The 19,532-nt window shown below is 65.2% G+C and carries 31 protein-coding genes; all 31 read right to left on the bottom strand.

Translation table 11 applies throughout. From position 1 onward, the window contains the following. Nucleotides 1–2 precede the first annotated feature (2 nt). The gene (locus tag AC1DE3_RS18840; protein ID WP_476778748.1) at nucleotides 3–1,313 is read right to left on the bottom strand and encodes a replication-associated recombination protein A; all 1,311 of its coding nucleotides are present in this window, start codon (nucleotides 1,311–1,313) and stop codon (nucleotides 3–5) included. Next, entirely contained in the window at nucleotides 1,310–2,749 is a 1,440-nt protein-coding gene (locus AC1DE3_RS18845; RefSeq protein WP_441512833.1) for a DegQ family serine endoprotease, read from the bottom strand. Before AC1DE3_RS18845 ends, AC1DE3_RS18840 begins: the two co-directional genes overlap by 4 nt. A 252-nt stretch (nucleotides 2,750–3,001) precedes the next feature. Continuing rightward, nucleotides 3,002–3,418, bottom strand: a complete 417-nt coding sequence (gene rplQ / locus AC1DE3_RS18850) for a 50S ribosomal protein L17 (protein ID WP_476778749.1) — start codon at nucleotides 3,416–3,418, stop codon at nucleotides 3,002–3,004. Between the two features lie 114 nt (nucleotides 3,419–3,532). Next, complete coding sequence (locus tag AC1DE3_RS18855; RefSeq protein WP_441512835.1) at nucleotides 3,533–4,549, bottom strand: DNA-directed RNA polymerase subunit alpha; 1,017 nt, start codon at nucleotides 4,547–4,549, stop codon at nucleotides 3,533–3,535. Nucleotides 4,550–4,640: 91 nt separating this feature from the next. Then, the gene (gene rpsK, locus AC1DE3_RS18860; RefSeq protein ID WP_043237079.1) at nucleotides 4,641–5,030 is read right to left on the bottom strand and encodes a 30S ribosomal protein S11; all 390 of its coding nucleotides are present in this window, start codon (nucleotides 5,028–5,030) and stop codon (nucleotides 4,641–4,643) included. Between the two features lie 115 nt (nucleotides 5,031–5,145). Continuing rightward, nucleotides 5,146–5,514, bottom strand: coding sequence for a 30S ribosomal protein S13 (rpsM, locus tag AC1DE3_RS18865; RefSeq protein WP_112581136.1), 369 nt, complete (start codon nucleotides 5,512–5,514; stop codon nucleotides 5,146–5,148). Between the two features lie 381 nt (nucleotides 5,515–5,895). Continuing rightward, nucleotides 5,896–7,095, bottom strand: a complete 1,200-nt coding sequence (locus AC1DE3_RS18870; RefSeq protein WP_476778750.1) for an ABC transporter substrate-binding protein — start codon at nucleotides 7,093–7,095, stop codon at nucleotides 5,896–5,898. A 235-nt stretch (nucleotides 7,096–7,330) separates the two neighbouring features. Next, complete coding sequence (locus AC1DE3_RS18875) at nucleotides 7,331–7,924, bottom strand: adenylate kinase (protein ID WP_441470732.1); 594 nt, start codon at nucleotides 7,922–7,924, stop codon at nucleotides 7,331–7,333. Next, nucleotides 7,925–9,262 carry a preprotein translocase subunit SecY gene (secY, locus tag AC1DE3_RS18880; RefSeq protein ID WP_441512837.1) on the bottom strand — a complete coding sequence of 446 codons (1,338 nt, stop codon included), beginning with the start codon at nucleotides 9,260–9,262 and terminating at the stop codon, nucleotides 7,925–7,927. A 279-nt stretch (nucleotides 9,263–9,541) separates the two neighbouring features. Then, nucleotides 9,542–10,018, bottom strand: coding sequence for a 50S ribosomal protein L15 (gene rplO, locus AC1DE3_RS18885; RefSeq protein ID WP_441512838.1), 477 nt, complete (start codon nucleotides 10,016–10,018; stop codon nucleotides 9,542–9,544). A 12-nt stretch (nucleotides 10,019–10,030) separates the two neighbouring features. After that, nucleotides 10,031–10,225 carry a 50S ribosomal protein L30 gene (gene rpmD, locus AC1DE3_RS18890; RefSeq protein ID WP_441512839.1) on the bottom strand — a complete coding sequence of 65 codons (195 nt, stop codon included), beginning with the start codon at nucleotides 10,223–10,225 and terminating at the stop codon, nucleotides 10,031–10,033. A gap of 10 nt (nucleotides 10,226–10,235) precedes the next feature. Continuing rightward, nucleotides 10,236–10,799: a 30S ribosomal protein S5 gene (gene rpsE, locus AC1DE3_RS18895; RefSeq protein ID WP_262333094.1), complete on the bottom strand. Its 564-nt coding sequence runs from the start codon at nucleotides 10,797–10,799 to the stop codon at nucleotides 10,236–10,238. A gap of 144 nt (nucleotides 10,800–10,943) precedes the next feature. Further along, complete coding sequence (gene rplR / locus AC1DE3_RS18900; protein WP_441512840.1) at nucleotides 10,944–11,306, bottom strand: 50S ribosomal protein L18; 363 nt, start codon at nucleotides 11,304–11,306, stop codon at nucleotides 10,944–10,946. 11 nt (nucleotides 11,307–11,317) lie between these two features. Beyond that, entirely contained in the window at nucleotides 11,318–11,851 is a 534-nt protein-coding gene (gene rplF / locus AC1DE3_RS18905) for a 50S ribosomal protein L6 (RefSeq protein ID WP_441512841.1), read from the bottom strand. A 35-nt stretch (nucleotides 11,852–11,886) separates the two neighbouring features. Next, nucleotides 11,887–12,285, bottom strand: coding sequence for a 30S ribosomal protein S8 (gene rpsH, locus AC1DE3_RS18910; protein ID WP_400506018.1), 399 nt, complete (start codon nucleotides 12,283–12,285; stop codon nucleotides 11,887–11,889). 13 nt (nucleotides 12,286–12,298) lie between these two features. Further along, nucleotides 12,299–12,604 carry a 30S ribosomal protein S14 gene (rpsN, locus tag AC1DE3_RS18915; protein WP_199085556.1) on the bottom strand — a complete coding sequence of 102 codons (306 nt, stop codon included), beginning with the start codon at nucleotides 12,602–12,604 and terminating at the stop codon, nucleotides 12,299–12,301. 36 nt (nucleotides 12,605–12,640) lie between these two features. Next, nucleotides 12,641–13,207: a 50S ribosomal protein L5 gene (gene rplE, locus AC1DE3_RS18920; protein WP_476778751.1), complete on the bottom strand. Its 567-nt coding sequence runs from the start codon at nucleotides 13,205–13,207 to the stop codon at nucleotides 12,641–12,643. Further along, the gene (gene rplX, locus AC1DE3_RS18925) at nucleotides 13,200–13,517 is read right to left on the bottom strand and encodes a 50S ribosomal protein L24 (protein ID WP_377838317.1); all 318 of its coding nucleotides are present in this window, start codon (nucleotides 13,515–13,517) and stop codon (nucleotides 13,200–13,202) included. Before rplX ends, rplE begins: the two co-directional genes overlap by 8 nt. Further along, nucleotides 13,517–13,885 (bottom strand): 50S ribosomal protein L14, encoded by a 369-nt coding sequence (gene rplN, locus AC1DE3_RS18930; RefSeq protein WP_055730187.1) that lies wholly within the window; start codon nucleotides 13,883–13,885, stop codon nucleotides 13,517–13,519. Before rplN ends, rplX begins: the two co-directional genes overlap by 1 nt. A gap of 211 nt (nucleotides 13,886–14,096) precedes the next feature. Continuing rightward, nucleotides 14,097–14,339: a 30S ribosomal protein S17 gene (gene rpsQ, locus AC1DE3_RS18935; RefSeq protein WP_441512842.1), complete on the bottom strand. Its 243-nt coding sequence runs from the start codon at nucleotides 14,337–14,339 to the stop codon at nucleotides 14,097–14,099. A 10-nt stretch (nucleotides 14,340–14,349) separates the two neighbouring features. Further along, complete coding sequence (rpmC, locus tag AC1DE3_RS18940; RefSeq protein ID WP_400506013.1) at nucleotides 14,350–14,562, bottom strand: 50S ribosomal protein L29; 213 nt, start codon at nucleotides 14,560–14,562, stop codon at nucleotides 14,350–14,352. A gap of 11 nt (nucleotides 14,563–14,573) precedes the next feature. Next, on the bottom strand, nucleotides 14,574–14,987 hold the full coding sequence (rplP, locus tag AC1DE3_RS18945; RefSeq protein WP_112581124.1) for a 50S ribosomal protein L16: 414 nt from the start codon (nucleotides 14,985–14,987) through the stop codon (nucleotides 14,574–14,576). Between the two features lie 18 nt (nucleotides 14,988–15,005). Then, nucleotides 15,006–15,737, bottom strand: coding sequence for a 30S ribosomal protein S3 (rpsC, locus tag AC1DE3_RS18950; protein ID WP_441512843.1), 732 nt, complete (start codon nucleotides 15,735–15,737; stop codon nucleotides 15,006–15,008). Between the two features lie 10 nt (nucleotides 15,738–15,747). Then, nucleotides 15,748–16,128, bottom strand: a complete 381-nt coding sequence (gene rplV / locus AC1DE3_RS18955) for a 50S ribosomal protein L22 (RefSeq protein ID WP_441512844.1) — start codon at nucleotides 16,126–16,128, stop codon at nucleotides 15,748–15,750. Between the two features lie 3 nt (nucleotides 16,129–16,131). Next, on the bottom strand, nucleotides 16,132–16,410 hold the full coding sequence (gene rpsS, locus AC1DE3_RS18960; protein WP_441470739.1) for a 30S ribosomal protein S19: 279 nt from the start codon (nucleotides 16,408–16,410) through the stop codon (nucleotides 16,132–16,134). A gap of 8 nt (nucleotides 16,411–16,418) precedes the next feature. Continuing rightward, nucleotides 16,419–17,261 carry a 50S ribosomal protein L2 gene (gene rplB, locus AC1DE3_RS18965; RefSeq protein ID WP_441512845.1) on the bottom strand — a complete coding sequence of 281 codons (843 nt, stop codon included), beginning with the start codon at nucleotides 17,259–17,261 and terminating at the stop codon, nucleotides 16,419–16,421. A 16-nt stretch (nucleotides 17,262–17,277) separates the two neighbouring features. Next, nucleotides 17,278–17,589 carry a 50S ribosomal protein L23 gene (locus AC1DE3_RS18970; protein ID WP_149128651.1) on the bottom strand — a complete coding sequence of 104 codons (312 nt, stop codon included), beginning with the start codon at nucleotides 17,587–17,589 and terminating at the stop codon, nucleotides 17,278–17,280. Then, nucleotides 17,586–18,206: a 50S ribosomal protein L4 gene (gene rplD, locus AC1DE3_RS18975; protein ID WP_441512846.1), complete on the bottom strand. Its 621-nt coding sequence runs from the start codon at nucleotides 18,204–18,206 to the stop codon at nucleotides 17,586–17,588. The genes AC1DE3_RS18970 and rplD overlap by 4 nt, the downstream gene beginning before the upstream one ends. Continuing rightward, nucleotides 18,206–18,934 carry a 50S ribosomal protein L3 gene (gene rplC, locus AC1DE3_RS18980; protein ID WP_441512847.1) on the bottom strand — a complete coding sequence of 243 codons (729 nt, stop codon included), beginning with the start codon at nucleotides 18,932–18,934 and terminating at the stop codon, nucleotides 18,206–18,208. The genes rplD and rplC overlap by 1 nt, the downstream gene beginning before the upstream one ends. 69 nt (nucleotides 18,935–19,003) lie before the next feature. Continuing rightward, the gene (gene rpsJ / locus AC1DE3_RS18985; protein ID WP_043237115.1) at nucleotides 19,004–19,312 is read right to left on the bottom strand and encodes a 30S ribosomal protein S10; all 309 of its coding nucleotides are present in this window, start codon (nucleotides 19,310–19,312) and stop codon (nucleotides 19,004–19,006) included. A 67-nt stretch (nucleotides 19,313–19,379) separates the two neighbouring features. Then, on the bottom strand, nucleotides 19,380–19,532 hold a 153-nt coding region (locus AC1DE3_RS18990), incomplete at its 5' end, for an EF-Tu C-terminal domain-related protein (RefSeq protein WP_465247582.1).

Here is a 19,532-nt window from a genome sequence, read left to right on the forward strand (position 1 = left end):
GATCAGTCCTCGCCGCGCTCCTGGCGCAGCCGCTCCCAGTATTCCAGCCGCTTGCGGATCTCGCGCTCGAAGCCGCGCTCGGGCGGATCGTAGAAGCGCTGGCGGCCGAGCGCGTCGGGCCAGTAGTTCTGGCCTGAAAACGCGTCCGGCTGATCGTGGTCATAGGCGTAGTCGGCGCCGTAGCCCTCCTCGCGCATCAGCTTCGTCGGGGCGTTGAGGATCGTCTTCGGCGGCATCAGCGAACCGCGGTCCTTCGCCACCCGCGTCGCTGCCTTGTAGGCCATATACGCAGCGTTCGATTTCGGCGCCGTCGCCAGATAGATCACGCAGTTGGCGAGCGCGAGTTCGCCTTCCGGCGTGCCGAGCTGCTCATAGGTCTCGGCCGCGGCCCGGGCATGGAGGAGCGCCTGCGGGTCGGCGAGCCCGATATCCTCCACCGCCATGCGCACCAGCCGCCGCGCCAGGAAGCGCGGGTCCTCGCCGGCATCGAGCATGCGAGCAAAATAATACAGCGCGGCATCGGGATCGGAGCCGCGGATCGTCTTATGCAAGGCCGAGATCAGATTGTAGTGGCCGTCCTGCGCTTTGTCGTAGATCGGCGCCCGGCGCTGGATCACCTCCGAAAGGCCGTGCTCGTCAAGAATCTCACTCGGCTTGGCCGCCCGCCAGATCTCCTCGGCCAGCGTCAGCACGGCGCGCCCGTCGCCGTCGGCGAAGCGCGCGAGCGCGAGCCGCGCCTCCGGCGTCAGCGGCAACTCCCTGCCCTCCAGCACCTCGGCCCGGCCGAGCAGGAAGAGCAGCGAACCCTCGTCCAGCGATTTGAAGGTCAGCACCCGCGCCCGCGACAGCAACGCCGCATTCAGCGCGAAGGACGGGTTTTCGGTCGTCGCGCCGATCAGCGTGATCGTGCCGTCTTCCATAACGGGCAGGAAGGCGTCGAGCTGGGCGCGGTTGAAGCGGTGGATCTCGTCGACGAAGAGCAGAGTGCCACGGCCGCCGAGCCGGCGCCCTCGCGCCGCCTCGAACACCTTCCTGAGGTCAGCGACGCCCGAAAAGATCGCGCTGATCTGCTCGAAGCCGAGATCGACGAGGCCGGCGAGCAGCCGCGCCACGGTGGTCTTGCCGGTGCCGGGCGGGCCCCAGAAGATCAGGCTGCCGACCGTGCCGGAGGCGACGAGCCGCGTCAGCGCCCCGTCCGGTCCGGTCAGATGCTCCTGCCCGGCCACCTCTGCAAGCGTCGTCGGCCGCAAGCGGTCGGCGAGCGGGCGCGGGCCGGACTTGTCCAGCCCCGAGGCGGAGAAGAGGTCGCTCACCCCGGGAAGACCGAGGTGATCGTCTGGCCGTTGCGGGTGATCGTGACCTCCCAGGCGCGCTTGCGCTCCTTGAGGGCAGTCTCGATCTCACGCGAATTGGTCATGCGCTCGCCGTTGAGCGCCATGATGATGTCGCCCTTCTGGAAGCCGATATTGGCGGCCGTGCTGCCTTCTTCGATCTCGCTGACGACGACGCCCTCGTTGCCCGTCTCGATCGACAGCTCCTCGGCCAGCGCCGGCGAAAGGTTCGCGACCGTCAACCCCGAAAGCGGCGAGCGGCTCGTCAGCTTCACAGTATCGCGTGGGCGCGTCTCCGGCGCCGCGACGAGCTTGACCGGAATCTCGATCTTCTTTCCGCCGCGGAGCAACATGAGGACGGTCGACCCGCCGATCGGGCGCGTCGCGAAGCGGTAGCCGAAGGCTTCGGGATCGTCGACTGCGAGCCCGTCGACCATGAGAATCACGTCCGAGCGGCGCAGCCCCGCCTGGTCGGCCGGCCCCTTCTCGACGATGCTGGCCACGACCGACCCCGCCGGGCGATCCAATCCGAGGCCATCGGCGACATCGGCGGTCAGGCTCTGCAGGCGCGCCCCGAGCCAGGGGCGGCGCACGGTCTTGGCGCCGGCCTTGGCGCTGTCGACGACGAGGCGCACCATCGCGGACGGAATCGCGAATCCGATGCCGACACTGCCGCCGGAGCGAGAATAGATCGCCGTGTTGATGCCGACGACACGGCCCTTCATGTCGATCAGCGCCCCGCCGGAATTACCGGGATTGATCGCGGCATCCGTCTGGATGAAGGACTGGGCATCGCCCACGCCGATCTGCGTGCGGGCGAGCGCCGAGACGATGCCCTGCGTCACCGTCTGGCCGACACCGAACGGATTGCCCATGGCGAGCACGATATCGCCGACCTGAAGCTCGTCCGTATCCGCGAGTTCGATCGCGGTCAGGTTCTTGGTGTCGGCGACCTTCAGAACGGCGAGATCGGTGCGCGGATCGCGCAGCAGGATCGTGGCCTCGACCTCGCGCTTGTCGGCAAAGGCAACCTTAACCTCGCTCATATTCTCGATGACGTGGTTGTTGGTCACCACGAGGCCGTTGCCGGCATCGACGACCACGCCCGAGCCGAGCGAACGCTGCACCCGCTCCCGCGGCACGCCGAAGCCGCCATCGCCGAAGAAGCGGCGGAAGAAGGGATCGTCCATGAGGGCGTTCTGCGGCCGCTTCTCGACGCGGGCGCCATAGACGTTCACGACGGCGGCCTGCGTGCGCTTCACCAGCGGCGCGAAGGACAAGGTCACCTGCTCGCGCGATTCGGGCACCTGCCGTTGCTGGGCGACAGCTGGCAGCGTCGCGGCGCCGGCCATCAGGACGCTGGCGAGAGCAGCTGCCGCCAAGGCCGGCCTACCTGCAAAGCGATGGGTCATGCTCATCCTCGTCCTGACGGCCCGCATCACCGGGGCATCTGTGCTGCATTCTTCCGGAGCTATACCGCGCGGCGACGCTCCGGTTCCGTACCGACATGTCGTGCAATCGCGCGCCGCCGACAAGAGCCAAACCTGCCTTTCCCGAGAAGCGCCAGGATCGGGGCAGTGTTGCGGCGAAGACGGCTTCGCCGCCAAGGCAGACAAAAAAAGAGGCGGCCCGGAGGCCGCCTCTTCTGTGATTCGCTTGAGCGAGGCCGATCAGGCCGCTTCTTCTTCCGCCGTGAACACCGGGCCGGAATCCTTGCCCTTGGCCTCGACGTCGCGGTCGACGAACTCGATGATCGCCATCGGGGCATTGTCGCCGAAGCGGAAGCCGGCCTTCATGATGCGCAGATAGCCGCCGTTGCGCTCCTTGTAGCGCGGGCCGAGGACCGCGAAGAGCTTGCCGACGAGCTCGACATCCTTGATCTGCGAGATCGCCTGGCGGCGGGCATGCAGGTCGCCGCGCTTGCCCAGCGTGATGAGCTTCTCGACGACCGGACGCAGGTCCTTCGCCTTCGGCAGGGTGGTGGTGATCTGCTCGTGCTTGATCAGGGCCTGGGCCATGTTGGCGAACATCGCCTGGCGATGCTCGGCCGAGCGGTTGAAACGACGACCGCGAAAACCGTGACGCATTGTTTGGCTCCTTCGTTGCTTACGGCCGCCGTGCCACGGAACGGCCGTTCCTTATGCTCCGGCTCGGATGAGCCGGGCGGGATGGCGCGGGATGCCTCCCGCGCCGGTTGAGGCTCAGTAGTGCTCTTCGAAGCGCTTGGCCAGCTCTTCGATGTTCTCCGGCGGCCAGCCCTGGACGTCCATGCCCAGATGCAGGCCCATGGTCGCCAGCACTTCCTTGATCTCGTTCAGCGACTTGCGGCCGAAGTTCGGGGTGCGCAGCATCTCGCCCTCGGACTTCTGGATGAGGTCGCCGATATAGACGATGTTGTCGTTCTTGAGGCAGTTGGCCGAGCGGACCGAGAGTTCGAGCTCGTCCACCTTCTTGAGCAGCGCCGGGTTGAAGGGCAGCTGCGGCGCGGTCGAGACGGCCTCTTCCTTGCGCGGCTCCTCGAAGGTGATGAAGACGGCGAGCTGGTCCTGCAGGATGCGGGCGGCAAGCGCCAACGCGTCCTCGGGCGAAACCGAGCCATTGGTCTCGATCGCCAGCGTCAGCGCGTCCTTGTCGAGGTTCTGGCCCTCGCGGGTGTTCTCGACGCGGTAGGAGACCTTCTTGACCGGCGAATAGAGGCTGTCGACCGGGATCAGGCCGATCGGCGCGTCCTCGGGGCGGTTCTGCTCGGCCGGGACGTAGCCCTTGCCGGTGTTGACCGTGAACTCCATGCGGATCTCGGCCCCATCGTCCAGCGTGCAGAGCACGAGGTCCGGGTTGAGGATCGAGACGTCGCCGATGGTGTTGATGTCGCCGGCGGTGACGGTGCCGGGGCCGGACTTGCGCAGTGTCATGCGCTTCGGGCCCTCGCCCTGCATCTTGACCGCGATGGCCTTGATATTGAGGACGATATCGGTGACGTCCTCGCGAACGCCCGGGATCGAGGAGAACTCGTGCAGCACGCCGTCGATCTGGACGGCGGTGACGGCCGCGCCCTGGAGCGACGACAGGAGCACGCGACGCAGCGCATTGCCGAGCGTCATGCCGAAGCCGCGCTCGAGCGGACGCGCGATCACGGTGGCCAGACGCTTCGGGTCGTCTCCGACCTTGACTTCGAGCTTGTTCGGCTTGGAAAGATCCTGCCAGTTCTTGCTGATCACGACCGCACTCCTGGTGCTGAATTCATCTGGCGGCTTACGCCGCCCCGGACAGGCGCCCGCCCCTGCGGGCGCCTCTTGCAATGGTCAGACGTCAGACGCGACGGCGCTTGCGCGGACGGCAGCCATTGTGCGGGATCGGCGTGACGTCGCGGATCGAGGTCACGGTGAAGCCCGCGGCCTGCAGCGCGCGCAGCGCCGACTCGCGGCCCGAACCCGGACCGGTCACCTCGACCTCGAGGGTGCGCATGCCGTGCTCGGCAGCCTTGCGGGCGGCATCCTCAGCCGCAACCTGCGCGGCATACGGGGTCGACTTGCGCGAGCCCTTGAAACCCATCGTGCCGGCCGACGACCACGAGATCGTGTTGCCCTGCGCGTCGGTGATGGTGATCATGGTGTTGTTGAACGAGGCGTTCACATGCGCGACGCCGGAGACGATGTTCTTGCGTTCGCGACGACGGACGCGCTGGGCTTCCTTGGCCATATCTCTTCTTCCATCCTTCAGGCGCGCCCGTCATGCCAGGCGCTGGGGATGCCGGCGGCCCGTGAGCGGACCGGCCGGCGTATAGACAGCGGGCCGAACAAGCGGCCCGCGGAAATCACTTCTTCTTGCCGGCGATCGGCTTCGCCTTGCCCTTGCGGGTACGGGCGTTGGTGTGTGTGCGCTGGCCGCGAACCGGCAGCGAGCGGCGATGACGCAGGCCGCGATAGCAGCCGAGGTCCATCAGGCGCTTGATGTTCATCGAGACCTCGCGGCGCAGATCGCCCTCGACGAGATAGTCGCGGTCGATCGTCTCGCGGATCTGCAGGACTTCGGCGTCGGTCAGCTGGTTAACGCGGCGCTCGGGCGCGATGCCGACCTTCTCGACGATCTCCTGAGCCTTGGCCGCACCAATGCCGTGGATGTACTGAAGGCCGATGACGACGCGCTTGCCGGTCGGAATGTTAACGCCCGCGATACGAGCCATGGTCTCATCTCCATGTCGGCCGAAGCACCCGATGGCACCCCAGCGGTGGGAAAAATCCCGCGTCCGGTGGAGGCCGGCTCATGCAGGACGTTGAACGGCTCCACGCGATAACGCGACGTCGTCCCCTTTCACAAAGGCAACGGCATCGCTCGCATGAAACCGGATTGCGGCTCGTTAACGGGTTGCCCGTCCCGAGTCAACCGGTGCAACCAAGAAACATGCCAAGACTGTTGGCATCGAGGTTGGACTGGATATTCGCCGTCATGCTCGGGCTTGGCCCGAGCATCTCGTGACGAAGGAGATTCGCAACCCCTCTCCCAGGGGTTTCTCGGGTCTCCGCTTCGCTGCGCCCGAGAATGACCCAGCTTCCGGTGTGCGCCCTTACTTCTTCACCAGATTGCATTTGCTCTCCGAAAGCGGGGCGATGATCTCGGCCGCGGGGATCCTGCGGACGACCTTGAAGTAGTCCCACGGCGCCTTCGAATCGGCCGGCGCCTTCACCTCGACCAGCAGCATGTCGTTCATCAGCCGGCCGTCCTCGCGGACCTTTGCACCGGGCGCGTAGAAGTCGTCGACCGGCAGCTCCTTCATCTTGGCCGCGACTGCGGGGCCTGCGGCCGTGCCCACCGCCTTCACCGCCTTGAGATAGTGCAGCACCGAGGAATAGACGCTCGCCTGGATCATGCCCGGCATCTTCTTGGTCCGCGCCATGTAGCGGTCGGCGAAGGCGCGGCTCGGCTTGTCCGCGTCATGGTAATAGGCGGTCGTCGTGATCAACCCCTTGGCCTTGTCGAGCCCGAGGCCGTGGACGTCGCTGAGCACCACGACCATGGCGGCGAGCTTCTGGCCGCCATCGACCAGGCCGAACTCGCCGGCCTGCTTGATCGAATTGATCGTGTCCGTGCCGGCATTGGCGAAGGCGACGATCTTGGCCTTTGAGGCCTGCGCCTGCAGCAGGAAGGAGGAGAAGTCCGGCGATCCGAGAGGTGCGCGCACCGTGCCCAGCGTCTTGCCGCCATTGGCCGCGACGATCGCCTCGATATCGGCTGTGAGCTGATGGCCGAAGGCGTAGTCGGCGGCAATGATGTACCAGCTGTTGCCGCCCTCGCGCAGGACGGACAGCGCCGTGCCCTTGGCCGAGGTCGCGGTGTCGAAAGTCCACATGAAGCCGGTCGGCGAGCAGTCCTCGTTGAACAGCCTCGTCGTCGCCGGCCCGTTATAGAGCGCGACCTTCTGCCGTTCCTTGGCGATGCCAGCGACGGCGAGCGCTACAGCCGAATTGGTCAGATCCGCGATCGCGGTGACCCCGTCGGCATCGTACCAGCGCCTTGCCAGGCCGGCCGCAATGTCGGGCTTGTTCTGATGATCGGCCGCGACGATCTCGATCGGCTTGCCGAGCACGGAGCCACCGAAGTCCTCGATCGCCAGCTTCGCAGCCTCGACCGAGCCGAGACCGCCGAATTCGGCATAGTTGCCCGACTGGTCGTTGAGGATGCCGATCTTGACCGCATCCTGCGCCCGCGCCGCCGCCGGCATCAGCGCCAGCGTACTCGCGAACAGCAATGCACCCCACCTCGTCATGCGCCTGCTCCCTGTCCTGCACCGGACCGGACTGGAAGGTCGCTTCGCCTCCCGGTCGAAGGTGCTCCACGCCGCTTTTCACGACTTGTGTCCAGCACATCCGGCGGCCCGGCACCTGTCAACGCACGGGCGAAGCGAGAAAAGGCAAAGGCAGGCGCGCAAAAACGCACCGGAATCGAAAAACCCGGACGGGCATCGCCCATCCGGGTTCGAATTTCTCTTCGCTGCTTGCGGATCAGCCCTGAGCGGCCACCGACAACGCGTTCGCGATCGCTTCCGAGACGCTGTCGATCGGCTGCATTCCGTCGATCGCCGTCAGCTGGCCACGCTTCTCGTAGTAAGGCGCGACAATCGCCGTGTCGCGGTTATACGCCTCAAGCCGGGTCTTGAAGACCTCCGGATCATCGTCCTTGCGGACCGGCTGGCCAGCCGCCCTCGCCTCTTCGGCGCGACGGACGATGCGGTCCACGAGCTTGCTCTGGTCGACCGTGAGTTCGAGCACCGCGTCGAGCTTCAGCCCTTTGCCCTCGAGCATCCGGTCAAGCGCTTCGGCCTGCGCGAGCGTGCGCGGAAAGCCGTCGAGGATGAAGCCCTTCTTCGCGTCCGGCTCCTCGATGCGATCAGCGACGATGCCGATGACGATATCGTCCGAAACCAGCCCGCCCGCATCCATCACCGCCTTGGCCTTCTGACCGATCGGCGTGCCCGCCGCGACTGCCGCGCGCAGCATGTCGCCGGTCGACAGTTGAGGAATGCCGTGCTTCGCGACGATGCGCGCCGCCTGAGTGCCCTTCCCCGCCCCCGGCGGCCCCAGGAAAATCAACCGCATTTAGCGCCTCGCTCCTCGCAATTTAGCCTTCTTGACCAGCCCCTCATATTGATGGGCCAGCAGATGTCCGTGAACTTGAGCCACGGTGTCCATCGTCGTCGTCACCACGATGAGCAGCGAAGTGCCGCCCAGCAGGATGATCGGGATCTGAGCATAGGTGATCATGAACTCGGGGATAAGGCAGACGATGGTCAGATACCCGGCGCCKAGAACAGTGATGCGGCTGAGGATGCGGTCGATATGCTCGGCGGTGCGCTCGCCCGGGCGGATGCCCGGCATGAAGCCGCCATGCTTCTTGAGGTTATCCGCCGTCTCGACCGGGTTGAACACGATCGCGGTGTAGAAGAAGCAGAAGAAGATGATCAGCGCTGCGTAGAGGACCATGAACAGCGGCCGGCCATGGGCGAGATAGGTCGCGATGATCGACAGGAAGCCCGTGCCGCCCGAGGCCTGCGAGAAGCTGGCGACCGTCGTCGGCAGCAGCAGCAGCGACGAGGCGAAGATCGGCGGAATGACGCCCGAGGTGTTCAGCTTCAGCGGCAGGAACGAGGTCTGGCCCTCATACATGCGGTTGCCGACCTGGCGCTTCGGATAGTTGATCAGCAGGCGGCGCTGCGCGCGCTCCATGAACACGCAGAAGGCGATGACGCAAACCGCCATCACCAGGATGCCGAGCAGCAGCCCGGTCGAGATCGCGCCCTGGCGGCCGAGCTCGAGAGTCTGGGCAAGCTGCGACGGGAATTCGGCGATGATGCCCCCGAAGATGATCATCGAGGTGCCGTTGCCGATGCCGCGGCTGGTGATCTGCTCGCCCAGCCACAGCAGGAACATGGTGCCGCCGACGAGCGTGAGCGTGGTCGAGAGCAGGAAGAACGGCCCAGGTTCGAGGACGAGGTTGCCCGAACCCTGCAGGCCGACGCCGATCGCATAGGCCTGGAACACCGCCAGCACCAGCGTCAGGTAGCGGGTGTACTGGTTGAGGGTCTTGCGGCCCTGCTCGCCTTCCTTCTTCAGCGCCTCGAAGCTCGGGATGACGCTGGACAGCAGCTGCACGATGATCGAGGCCGAGATGTACGGCATGATCGCCAGCGCGAAAATGGCGAGGCGGCCGACGGCACCGCCGGAGAACATGTTGAACATGCCGAGCACGCCGCTCTGCGACTGGCGGAAGAGATCGGCGACCGCGTCCGGGTTCATGCCCGGCAGCGGGATGTAGGTGCCCAGCCGGTAGACGACGAGCGCGCCCAGCGTGAACCAGATTCGCTTCTTGAGTTCGTCCGCCTTGGCGAAGGCCCCGAAATTGAGGTTTGCCGCAAGCTGTTCAGCCGCCGATGCCATGCGTCCGGTCCTTGGGTCTCAAGTCAGTCAGTGAAGCACATCCCCTGCCGCGCTCGCGGTGCGTTTTCGGGTCGTGCGCTTTGCGTCAAACAGTCGAACGGCGGCCTGGGCGTTGGCCCGGCCGCCGTTCGCAAACGTCATGTAGGCGCTAGAGCCGGATGGTTCCAGATGGAAGCGCAAAGCGTTTCCATCTCGAAGCTGAATCCGTCTCTTATCAAAAAACGAGAGCAGGATTCATGCGAAAAACCGGTTCCCACTTTTTCGCATCCTGCTCGCGGATCACGCCTGCGAAGCAGCAGCCAGAATCTTGACCGTGCCGCCAGCCTTCTCGATCGCAGCGACGGCCGACTTCGACGCGCCAGCCACCTCGAAAGCGAGCTTGGTCTTGAGCTCGCCGACGCCGAGGATCTTGACGCCGTCCTTGGCCTGGCGGGTGATGACACCGGCGGCGACAAGCGCCTCGATGGTCACGGCGCCCTTGGCATCGAGCTTCCCGGCTTCCACGGCCTGCTGGATGCGACCGAGGTTGACCTCGTTCAGATCCTTGGCGAACAGGTTGTTGAAGCCGCGCTTCGGCAGGCGGCGATAGAGCGGCATCTGGCCGCCTTCGAAGCCCTTGATGGCGACGCCGGCGCGCGAGGTCTGACCCTTCACGCCACGGCCGCCGGTCTTGCCCTTGCCCGAGCCGATACCACGGCCGACGCGGATGCGCTCCTTGAGAGCGCCTTCGTTGTCACGAATCTCGTTGAGTTTCATGTGTCGCCCTCCTCAGTTCGCGTCGACGACGCGCACGAGGTGCTTGACCTTCTCGACCATGCCACGCACCGCGGGGGTGTCCTGGAGGGTCGAGCGGCGGCGGATCTTGTTCAGGCCGAGACCGATGAGGGTCTGGCGCTGGGTGGCGTCGCGGCGGATCGGGGAGCCGATCTGCTCGACGGTGAAGGTCTTCTCAGCCTTTGCCATGAATCCCTCCTCACGCTTCCGCGGCCGCATCCGTGCCGGCATCGCGGCGACGGGTCTGCAGGGCCGAAACCTTGAGCGAGCGACGAGCCGCGACCGAGCGCGGGCTGTCCTCGTTCTTCAGCGCGTCGAAAGTGGCGCGCACGAGGTTGTACGGGTTGGAGGAGCCGAGCGACTTCGACACGACGTCCTGCATGCCGACCGCCTCGAAGACGGCGCGCATCGGACCGCCGGCGATGATGCCGGTACCAGCCGGAGCAGCGCGCAGCACGACCTTGCCGGCGCCGTGGCGGCCCTGCACGTCGTGATGGAGGGTGCGGCCCTCGCGCAGCGGGATGCGGACGAGGCCACGCTTGGCGGCTTCCGTCGCCTTGCGGATCGCCTCGGGAACCTCACGGGCCTTGCCGTGGCCGAAGCCGACGCGGCCCTTCTGGTCGCCGACGACGACGAGCGCGGCGAAGCCGAAGCGACGACCACCCTTCACCACCTTGGCGACGCGGTTGATGTGGACGAGCTTATCCACGAATTCGGAATCGCGATCCTCGCTATCCCGGCGCTCACGCGGCTCTCTAGCCATGTCTTTCCTCTTACTTGCGCGGACGAAGGTCTGAGCCTCACGCCGCTCGCTCGAGCCTAACCCCGTGCCTCATTGCGCGGGGGAAGCTGAAAACGGATGCCGCCCGGCCGGCGCAAGCGCCGAACCGGGCGAAACCCGATAACCTCAGAACTTGAGGCCGCCCTCGCGGGCTGCATCGGCCAGCGCCTTGACGCGGCCGTGGTACATATAGGGACCGCGATCGAAGACCACGTCCGTCACGCCGGCCTTGACCGCGCGCTCGGCGACAATCTTGCCGATCTGGCCGGCCGCCTCGACATTGGCGCCCGACTTGATCTGGGCGCGCACGTCCTTGTCGAGCGACGAGGCCGAAGCGAGGGTGACCCCGTTCACGTCGTCGATGACCTGGGCGTAGATCTGCTTGCCGGTGCGATGCACCGAGAGGCGCGGGCGACCGTTGGCAACCGCCTTGATCGCGCGGCGGACGCGAGCCTTGCGGCGCGCAGTCACATCGTTCTGCTTGCTCATGGCTGGCGTCCTTACTTCTTCTTGCCTTCCTTGCGGAAGATGAACTCGCCGGCGTACTTGACGCCCTTGCCCTTGTAGGGCTCGGGGCCACGATAGTCGCGGATTTCCGCGGCGGTCTGGCCGACGATCTGCTTGTCGATACCGGTGACGACGATCTCCGTCGGCTTCGGCGTCACGATCGCGACACCGGCCGGAATTTCGTAGTCGATATCATGGCTGAAGCCGAGCGACAGCTTCAGCACCTTGCCGTTGACGGCGGCCTTGTAGCCGACGCCGTTGATCTCGAGGCGCTTCTCGAAGCCGGCGGTGGTGCCGACGACGAGGTTGTTGATGCGGGCGCGCGAGGTGCCCCAGAGCGCGCGGGCGCGCTTCGACTGCGAACGCGGCTGAACCGCGATCGCGCCGTCCTCCATGGCAACCGAGACGTCCTCGGGCACCTCGAAGGAGAGCTCGCCCTTCGAGCCCTTGATCTTGACGAGCTGGCCGGTGACCGTGGCGGTGACGCCCGCGGGAACCGAAACCGGCTTCTTACCGATACGAGACATTGGATCTCTCCTGAAGATGAGCGGCGCCTGTAAGGTCAGAAGACCTTGCAGAGCACTTCGCCGCCCACGTTCTGCTCGCGGGCCACATGATCAGCCATCACGCCACGCGGCGTCGAGACGATCGTCACGCCAAGGCCGTCGGCCACGCGCGGCATGGTCTCGACCGACGAGTAGACGCGGCGGCCGGGCTTCGAAACACGCGAGATCGACCGGATGACCGGCTGGCCCTCGTGATACTTCAGCTCGATGTCGAACTCCGTCCGGCCGTTGCCGAACTCGGTCTGGCTGTAGCCGCGGATATAACCCTCGGACTGCAGAACGTCGAGCACGCGGGCGCGCAGCTTCGAACCAGGGGTGGAAACGCGCGACTTGCGGCGCAGCTGCGCATTCCGGATGCGGGTCAGCATATCGCCGAGCGGATCAATGATCGCCATTGTCCAGTCCTCCTTACCAGCTCGACTTCACGAGGCCGGGAACCAGCCCCTTGTTGCCGAGCTCACGCAGCGCGACACGCGACATCTTCAGCTTGCGATAGAACGCACGCGGACGGCCCGTCACCTCGCAGCGATTGCGGATGCGGATCTTGGCCGAGTTGCGCGGCAGTTCGGCCAGCTTGAGGCGAGCGAGGAAACGCTCGTCCATGGGCTGGTTGTCATCATTGGCAATTGCGAGCAAACGGGCCCGGCGGCCGGCGAATTTCTTCACCAGCTTCCTGCGGCGCTCGTTGTTCTCGACGGAGCTTTTCTTAGCCATCGATCTCTCCTGGTTTCCGCGTATGAACGCTTAGGTTCACTGCCGGAACGGGAAGTTGAAGTGCTTGAGCAGAGCGCGCGCCTCGTCGTCCGACTTCGCAGTCGTGCAGACGATCACGTCCATGCCCCAGACCTGGTCGACCTTGTCGTAGTTGATCTCGGGGAACACGATGTGCTCCTTGATCCCGAGCGCGAAGTTACCGCGCCCGTCGAACGACTTCGGGTTGAGGCCCCGGAAGTCGCGCACGCGCGGCAAGGCGATGGTGACGAGCCGGTCGACGAACTCGAACATCTTGGTCTTGCGCAGCGTGACCTTGCAGCCAACCGCCATGTTCTCGCGCAGCTTGAAGCCGGCGATCGCGAGGCGGGACTTGGTGATGACCGGCTTCTGACCGGCGATCATGGCGAGATCGCCGGCGGCGTTGTCGACCTTCTTGCGGTCGGCCGTCGCTTCGCCAACGCCCATGTTGATGACGATCTTCTCGATCGTCGGCACTTCCATGACGTTCTTGTAGCCGAATTCGGCGATCATCGCGGGACGAACGACGTCCTCGTAATGCTTCTTCATGCGCGGCGAGAGAGCCGCCTGCTGAGCGTCAGCCATCGATCAGATCCCCCGAACGCTTGGCGAAACGGACCTTGCGGCCGTCATCGAGCACCTTGAAACCAACGCGGGTCGGCTTGCCGTCCTTCGGATCGGCCACGGCGATGTTCGACAGGTCGATGGTGGCCTCCTTCGAGATGATGCCACCCTCGGACGTCTGCGACTGCTTGGTGTGCTTCTTGACGAGGTTGACACCACGCACGACGGCGCGGGCATCCTTCGGCAGAACCTGCAGCACTTCGCCCGACTTACCCTTGTCGCGGCCCGCAAGCACGACGACCTTGTCGCCCTTCTTGATTTTCGCAGCCATCACAGCACCTCCGGCGCCAGCGAGATGATCTTCATGTGGTTCTTGGCGCGCAGCTCGCGCGGAACCGGTCCGAAGATACGCGTGCCGACAGGCTCCTTCTGGTTGTTGATCAGCACGGCCGCATTGCGGTCGAACCGGATCACCGAACCATCGGCGCGCTTGACGTCCTTGGCGGTGCGAACGACGACCGCCTTCATGACGTCGCCCTTCTTCACGCGACCGCGCGGAATGGCTTCCTTGATCGAAACGACGATAATGTCGCCGACACCGGCGTACTTGCGCTTCGACCCGCCGAGAACCTTGATGCACATCACGCGACGCGCGCCCGAATTGTCGGCGACGTCGAGATTCGTCTGCACCTGGATCATGGCCTTGATCCTTCCAATCTGTGTATCAGGCGGTTTCCGGAGCGGCCTCAGCGCTGCTCGGGACTACGACTGACGGGGGTCGATCGCCCCCTTGGCCTCAAAACAAAACACGATCCGCAAAAGTGGTTTCCACCTTTGCGGAGAGACATGTCCGGCTTCCTTCAGGCGCCCTGCCCGCCCCTGATTCGGGGCCGGGCAAAGCCGTCTCGCCTCACGCCTTAGGGGCGCCGTCGAGCACAACCCAGCTTTTCAGCTTGGAAATCGGCTTGGACTCCTCGATCCACACCGTATCGCCAATCTTGAACGAACCCGCCTCGTTATGGGCGTGATAGTTCTTCGTACGGCGAACCGTCTTCTTGAGGAGCGGGTGCGTATAACGCCGCTCGACCTTAACCACAACAGTTTTGTTCTGCTTGTCGCTGACGACGACGCCCTGGAGCACGCGCTTAGGCATTATCTTCTCCTCACGCGCTGGCCGCAACGGCCTTCGACCGCTGCAGCGTCTTGATGCGGGCGATATCCTTGCGCAGTTCGGTGACGCGCGCGGTGTTCTCGAGCTGGCCCGTTGCCCGCTGGAAGCGCAGGTTGAACTGCTCCTTCTTCAGCTTGAGCAACTCATCCTGGAGCTGGTCCGTGCTCATCGACTTCAGGTCGGAAAGACGCTGTGTGCTTTTCATGTCGCCCTCCCTTACTCGGCGATGCGCTGGATGAAGCGGGTCTTGATCGGCAGCTTGGCGGCGCCGAGACGGAGCGCCTCGCGGGCGATCTCCTCGGACACGCCGTCGAGCTCGAACATGATCCGGCCCGGCTTGACCTTGGCCGCCCAGAACTCGGGCGAACCCTTGCCCTTACCCATGCGGACTTCGGTCGGCTTCTTCGAAACCGGCACGTCGGGGAACACGCGGATCCAGACGCGGCCGACGCGCTTCATCGCGCGGGTGATCGCGCGGCGGGCCGCCTCGATCTGACGAGCGGTAACGCGCTCGGGCTCTTGTGCCTTCAGGCCGAACTGGCCGAAGTTGAGGTCCGTGCCGCCCTTGGCGACGCCGGAGATGCGTCCCTTGAACTGCTTACGGAACTTGGTGCGTTTTGGTTGCAGCATGGCTCTTCTCGATCAGCCTTACGCAGCCTGCTCGCGACGATCGCGATCGCGGTGATCACGGTCGCGGCCGCCGGAACGGCCGCCCTCGTCGGAGAGGCGCTTGTCCTGGGCCATCGGGTCGTGTTCCAGGATCTCGCCCTTGAAGATCCAGACCTTGATGCCGCACGTCCCGTAGGTCGTGAAGGCGGTGGCGACGCCGTAATCGACGTCGGCGCGCAGCGTATGCAGCGGCACGCGGCCCTCACGGTACCATTCGAGGCGGGCGATCTCGGCGCCGCCGAGACGGCCCGAGCAGTTGATGCGGATGCCCTCGGCGCCCAGACGCATGGCCGACTGCACGGCGCGCTTCATGGCACGACGGAAGGCGACACGGCGCTCGAGCTGCTGCGCGATCGAGTCGGCGACGAGCGTCGCGTCGATCTCGGGCTTGCGCACCTCGACGATGTTGATCGTCACATCGGCCTTGGTGAGGTTCGAGACCACCTTGCGGAGCTTCTCGATGTCGGCACCCTTCTTGCCGATCACCACGCCCGGACGAGCCGAGTGGATGGTGACGCGGCACTTCTTGTGCGGACGCTCGATGATGATCTTCGAGACAGCGGCCTGCTTCAGCAGCTTCATCAGGGCGGCGCGGATCGCCATGTCCTCATGCAGCAGCTTGCCGTACTCGCCCTTATTGGCGAACCAACGCGAGTCCCAGGTACGGTTGATGCCGAGGCGCAGGCCGATCGGATTGATTTTCTGACCCATCGTTCTCTCCTCAGGCCTGCGCTGCCTGCTCGCGCACCACGATCGTGATGTTCGAGAACGGCTTCATGATCCGGGCGCCACGGCCGCGGGCGCGGGCGTGGAAGCGCTTCATGACGAGTGCCTTGCCGACAAAGGCCTGGGCGACGACGAGATCGTCGACGTCGAGGTCGTGATTGTTCTCGGCGTTGGCGATCGCGCTCTGCAGGCACTTGCGAACGTCGTTCGCGATGCGCTTGCGGGAGAACTCGAGATCGGCGAGCGCCGTCGAGACCTTCTTGCCGCGGATCAGCTGAGCGACGAGGTTCAGCTTCTGCGGCGAGACGCGCAGGTTGCGGGCGACCGCAAGCGCTTCGTTCTCGGGCAGCGCACGGGGGGCGGATGCTTTACCCATGGCTTACTTCCTCTTCGCCTTCTTGTCGGCAGCGTGGCCGTGGAAGGTCCGGGTCGGCGAGAACTCGCCGAACTTGTGACCCACCATTTCCTCGGACACGGACACCGGCACATGCTTCTGTCCGTTGTACACGCCGAACGTCAGACCGACGAACTGCGGCAGGATCGTGGAGCGACGGCTCCAGATCTTGATGACTTCATTTCGGGCCGAGGTCCGGGCGACCTCTGCCTTCTTCAGGAGGTATCCGTCGACAAACGGACCTTTCCAAAGCGAACGCGCCATGACGGACCTCAGTTCTTCTTCTTGCGGGCGTGACGGCTCGACACGATGAACGTATCGGTCCGCTTGTTCGAGCGGGTCTTCTTGCCCTTGGTCGGCAGACCCCAGGGCGTGACCGGATGACGGCCACCCGAGGTCCGGCCCTCACCACCGCCATGCGGATGGTCGACCGGGTTCATCGAGACGCCGCGGTTATGCGGACGGCGGCCGAGCCAGCGCGAGCGACCAGCCTTGCCGTCGTTCCGGTTCATGTGATCCGGGTTCGAGACGGCGCCGACGGTGGCGTAGCACAGGCCCGAGATCAGGCGCTGTTCGCCCGAGTTCAGGCGGACGATGACGTAACCCTGGTCGCGACCGACGATCTGGGCGTAGTTGCCGGCGGAGCGGGCCAGAGCGCCGCCCTTGCCGATCTTGAGCTCGACATTGTGGACGATCGTGCCGATCGGCAGCGTGCCCATGGGCGCCGCGTTGCCGGGCTTCACGTCGACATTGTCACCCGCGACGACGGTGTCGCCGACTGCCAGGCGCTGCGGCGCCAGGATGTAGGCCTGCTCGCCGTCCTGATACTTGATCAGGGCGATGAACGCCGTCCGGTTCGGATCGTACTCGAGCCGCTCGACGGTCGCCGGGATGCCGGCCTTGCCGCGACGCTTGAAGTCGACGAGGCGCAGCGTGCGCTTGTGGCCACCGCCGCGGAAGCGGACGGTGATGCGGCCGAGGTTGTTGCGGCCGCCCGAGGAGCTCTTGCCCTCGGTCAGGGTCTTGACCGGCTTGCCCTTGTAGAGCTCGCTGCGGTCGACGATCACGAGCTGGCGAAGGCTCGGCGTGATCGGCTTGAAGTGTTTCAAAGCCATGATGGCGATCCTTCCCTCAGAGGCCCGTGGTCACGTCGATCGAGTGGCCCTCTTCGAGGGTCACAACGGCCTTTTTGACGTCCGAGCGCTGGCCGAGGCGGCCACGGAAGACCTTGACCTTGCCTTCGGTGACGATCGTGTTGACGCTCTTGACCTTGACGTCGAAGAGCTTCTCGATCGCCGCCTTGATCTGCGGCTTGGTCGCGGTGCGGGCAACCTTGAAGACGACCTTGTTGTGCTCGGAGAGCATCGTCGCCTTTTCGGTGATGACCGGCGCCACGATCACATCGTAGTGGCGCGGGTCGAGGTTCTTGGCGGACTGGCTCATTTGAAGCGCGCCTCCAGCGCATCGACAGCCGCACGCGTCAGGACAAGCTTGTCGCGACGCAGGATGTCATAGACGTTGATGCCCTGGACCGGCAGAACGTCGACATTCGGGATCGAGCGAGCGGCCAGGCCGAAGTTCGTATCGATCTCGGCGCCACCGATGATCAGCGCGCTCGACAGGTCGAGCTTGCCGAAGTGGCCGAGCAGCACCTTGGTCTTCGGCTCGGAGAGCGTGGCATCGTCGATCACGATGATGCCGGCATCCTTCGCCTTGGCCGAGAGCGCATGGCGCAGAGCGAGCGCGCGGACCTTCTTGGGAAGGTCGTGAGCGTGGTCGCGCAGCACCGGACCGAAGGCCTTGCCGCCGCCGCGGAACTGCGGAGCCGAAGCCGCGCCGTGGCGAGCGCCGCCGGTGCCCTTCTGCTTGTAGATCTTCTTGCGGGTGCGATCGACTTCCGAGCGGCCCTTGGACTTGTGAGTCCCGGCGCGACGCTTGGCGAGCTGATAGCGAACCATGCGGGCGAGGAGGTCAGCGCGCGGCTCGAGGCCGAACACCGCATCCGACAGCTCGAGGGAACCGGCGTTGCCGCCTTCAAGAGTGACGATATCGAATTTCATCACGCGTTCTCCTCAGCCTGGGCCGCAGGAGCCTCTTCCGCCTTGCTCTCGCCGGCAACCTTGAACTTGCCCGGCAGCGGCGCATCCTTCGGCAGGGCGCGCTTGACGGCGTCGCGGACATGGATCCAGCCGCCAGCAACGCCGGGAACGGCGCCCTCGACGAGGATCAGGCCACGCTCGGCATCCGTCTGGACGACGCGCAGGTTCTGCGTCGTGACGCGCTCGGCGCCAAGATGGCCCGGCATCTTCTTGTTCTTGAAGGTCTTGCCCGGGTCCTGACGGCCGCCGGTCGAACCGATCGAACGGTGCGAGACCGAGACGCCGTGGGTGGCGCGCAGACCGCCGAAGTTCCAGCGCTTCATACCGCCGGCGAAGCCCTTGCCGGTGGTGGTGCCGGAGACGTCGACGAACTGGCCGACGACGAAGTGGTCCGCGGTCAGCTCGGCGCCGACGGGGATCAGCGCGTCATCGCTGACGCGGAACTCGACCACCTTGCGCTTCGGCTCGACCGTGGCGACCGCGAAGTGACCGCGCTCAGCCTTCGAGACATTCTTCACCTTCGCCGTGCCGGAGCCCAGCTGCACGGCCACATAGCCGTTCTTCTCTTTCGTGCGATGCGCGACAACCTGGCAGCTGTCGAGCTTCAGCACGGTGACCGGGATATGTTCGCCAGCATCCGTGAAGACGCGGGTCATCCCGACTTTCTGTGCAATCACACCGGAACGCATCGGTGCACACCTTCTTCTGGGGTCATGTCCATCCGGGGTCGCCGGAAACAGAGGACCCGTTCAATCGGATCAGAGCTTGATTTCGACGTCGACGCCGGCGGCGAGATCAAGCTTCATGAGGGCGTCGACCGTCTGGGGAGTCGGATCGACAATGTCGAGGACCCGCTTGTGGGTCCGCATCTCAAACTGCTCGCGCGACTTCTTGTCGATGTGCGGCGAGCGGTTGACGGTGAACTTCTCGATGAGCGTGGGCAGCGGAATCGGTCCGCGGACCTGAGCGCCCGTCCGCTTCGCGGTCGACACGATCTCGCGCGTCGAAGCGTCGAGGATGCGGTGGTCGAACGCCTTGAGGCGGATCCGAATGTTCTGACCGTTCATGGTCTTGTTTTCTCCGTGACGTGTAGAGGCGAAGGCCCGAAGGGCCCGCGCCCCTCACGAAAACGCGTTACGCAATGATCGAAGCGACGACGCCGGCGCCGACGGTGCGGCCGCCTTCGCGGATGGCGAAGCGCAGCTTCTCTTCCATCGCGATCGGGGCGATCAGCGTCACCTCCATCGAGATGTTGTCGCCCGGCATCACCATCTCCGTGCCTTCCGG

It is taken from the genome of Allobosea sp. 10L417 (assembly GCF_056395485.1).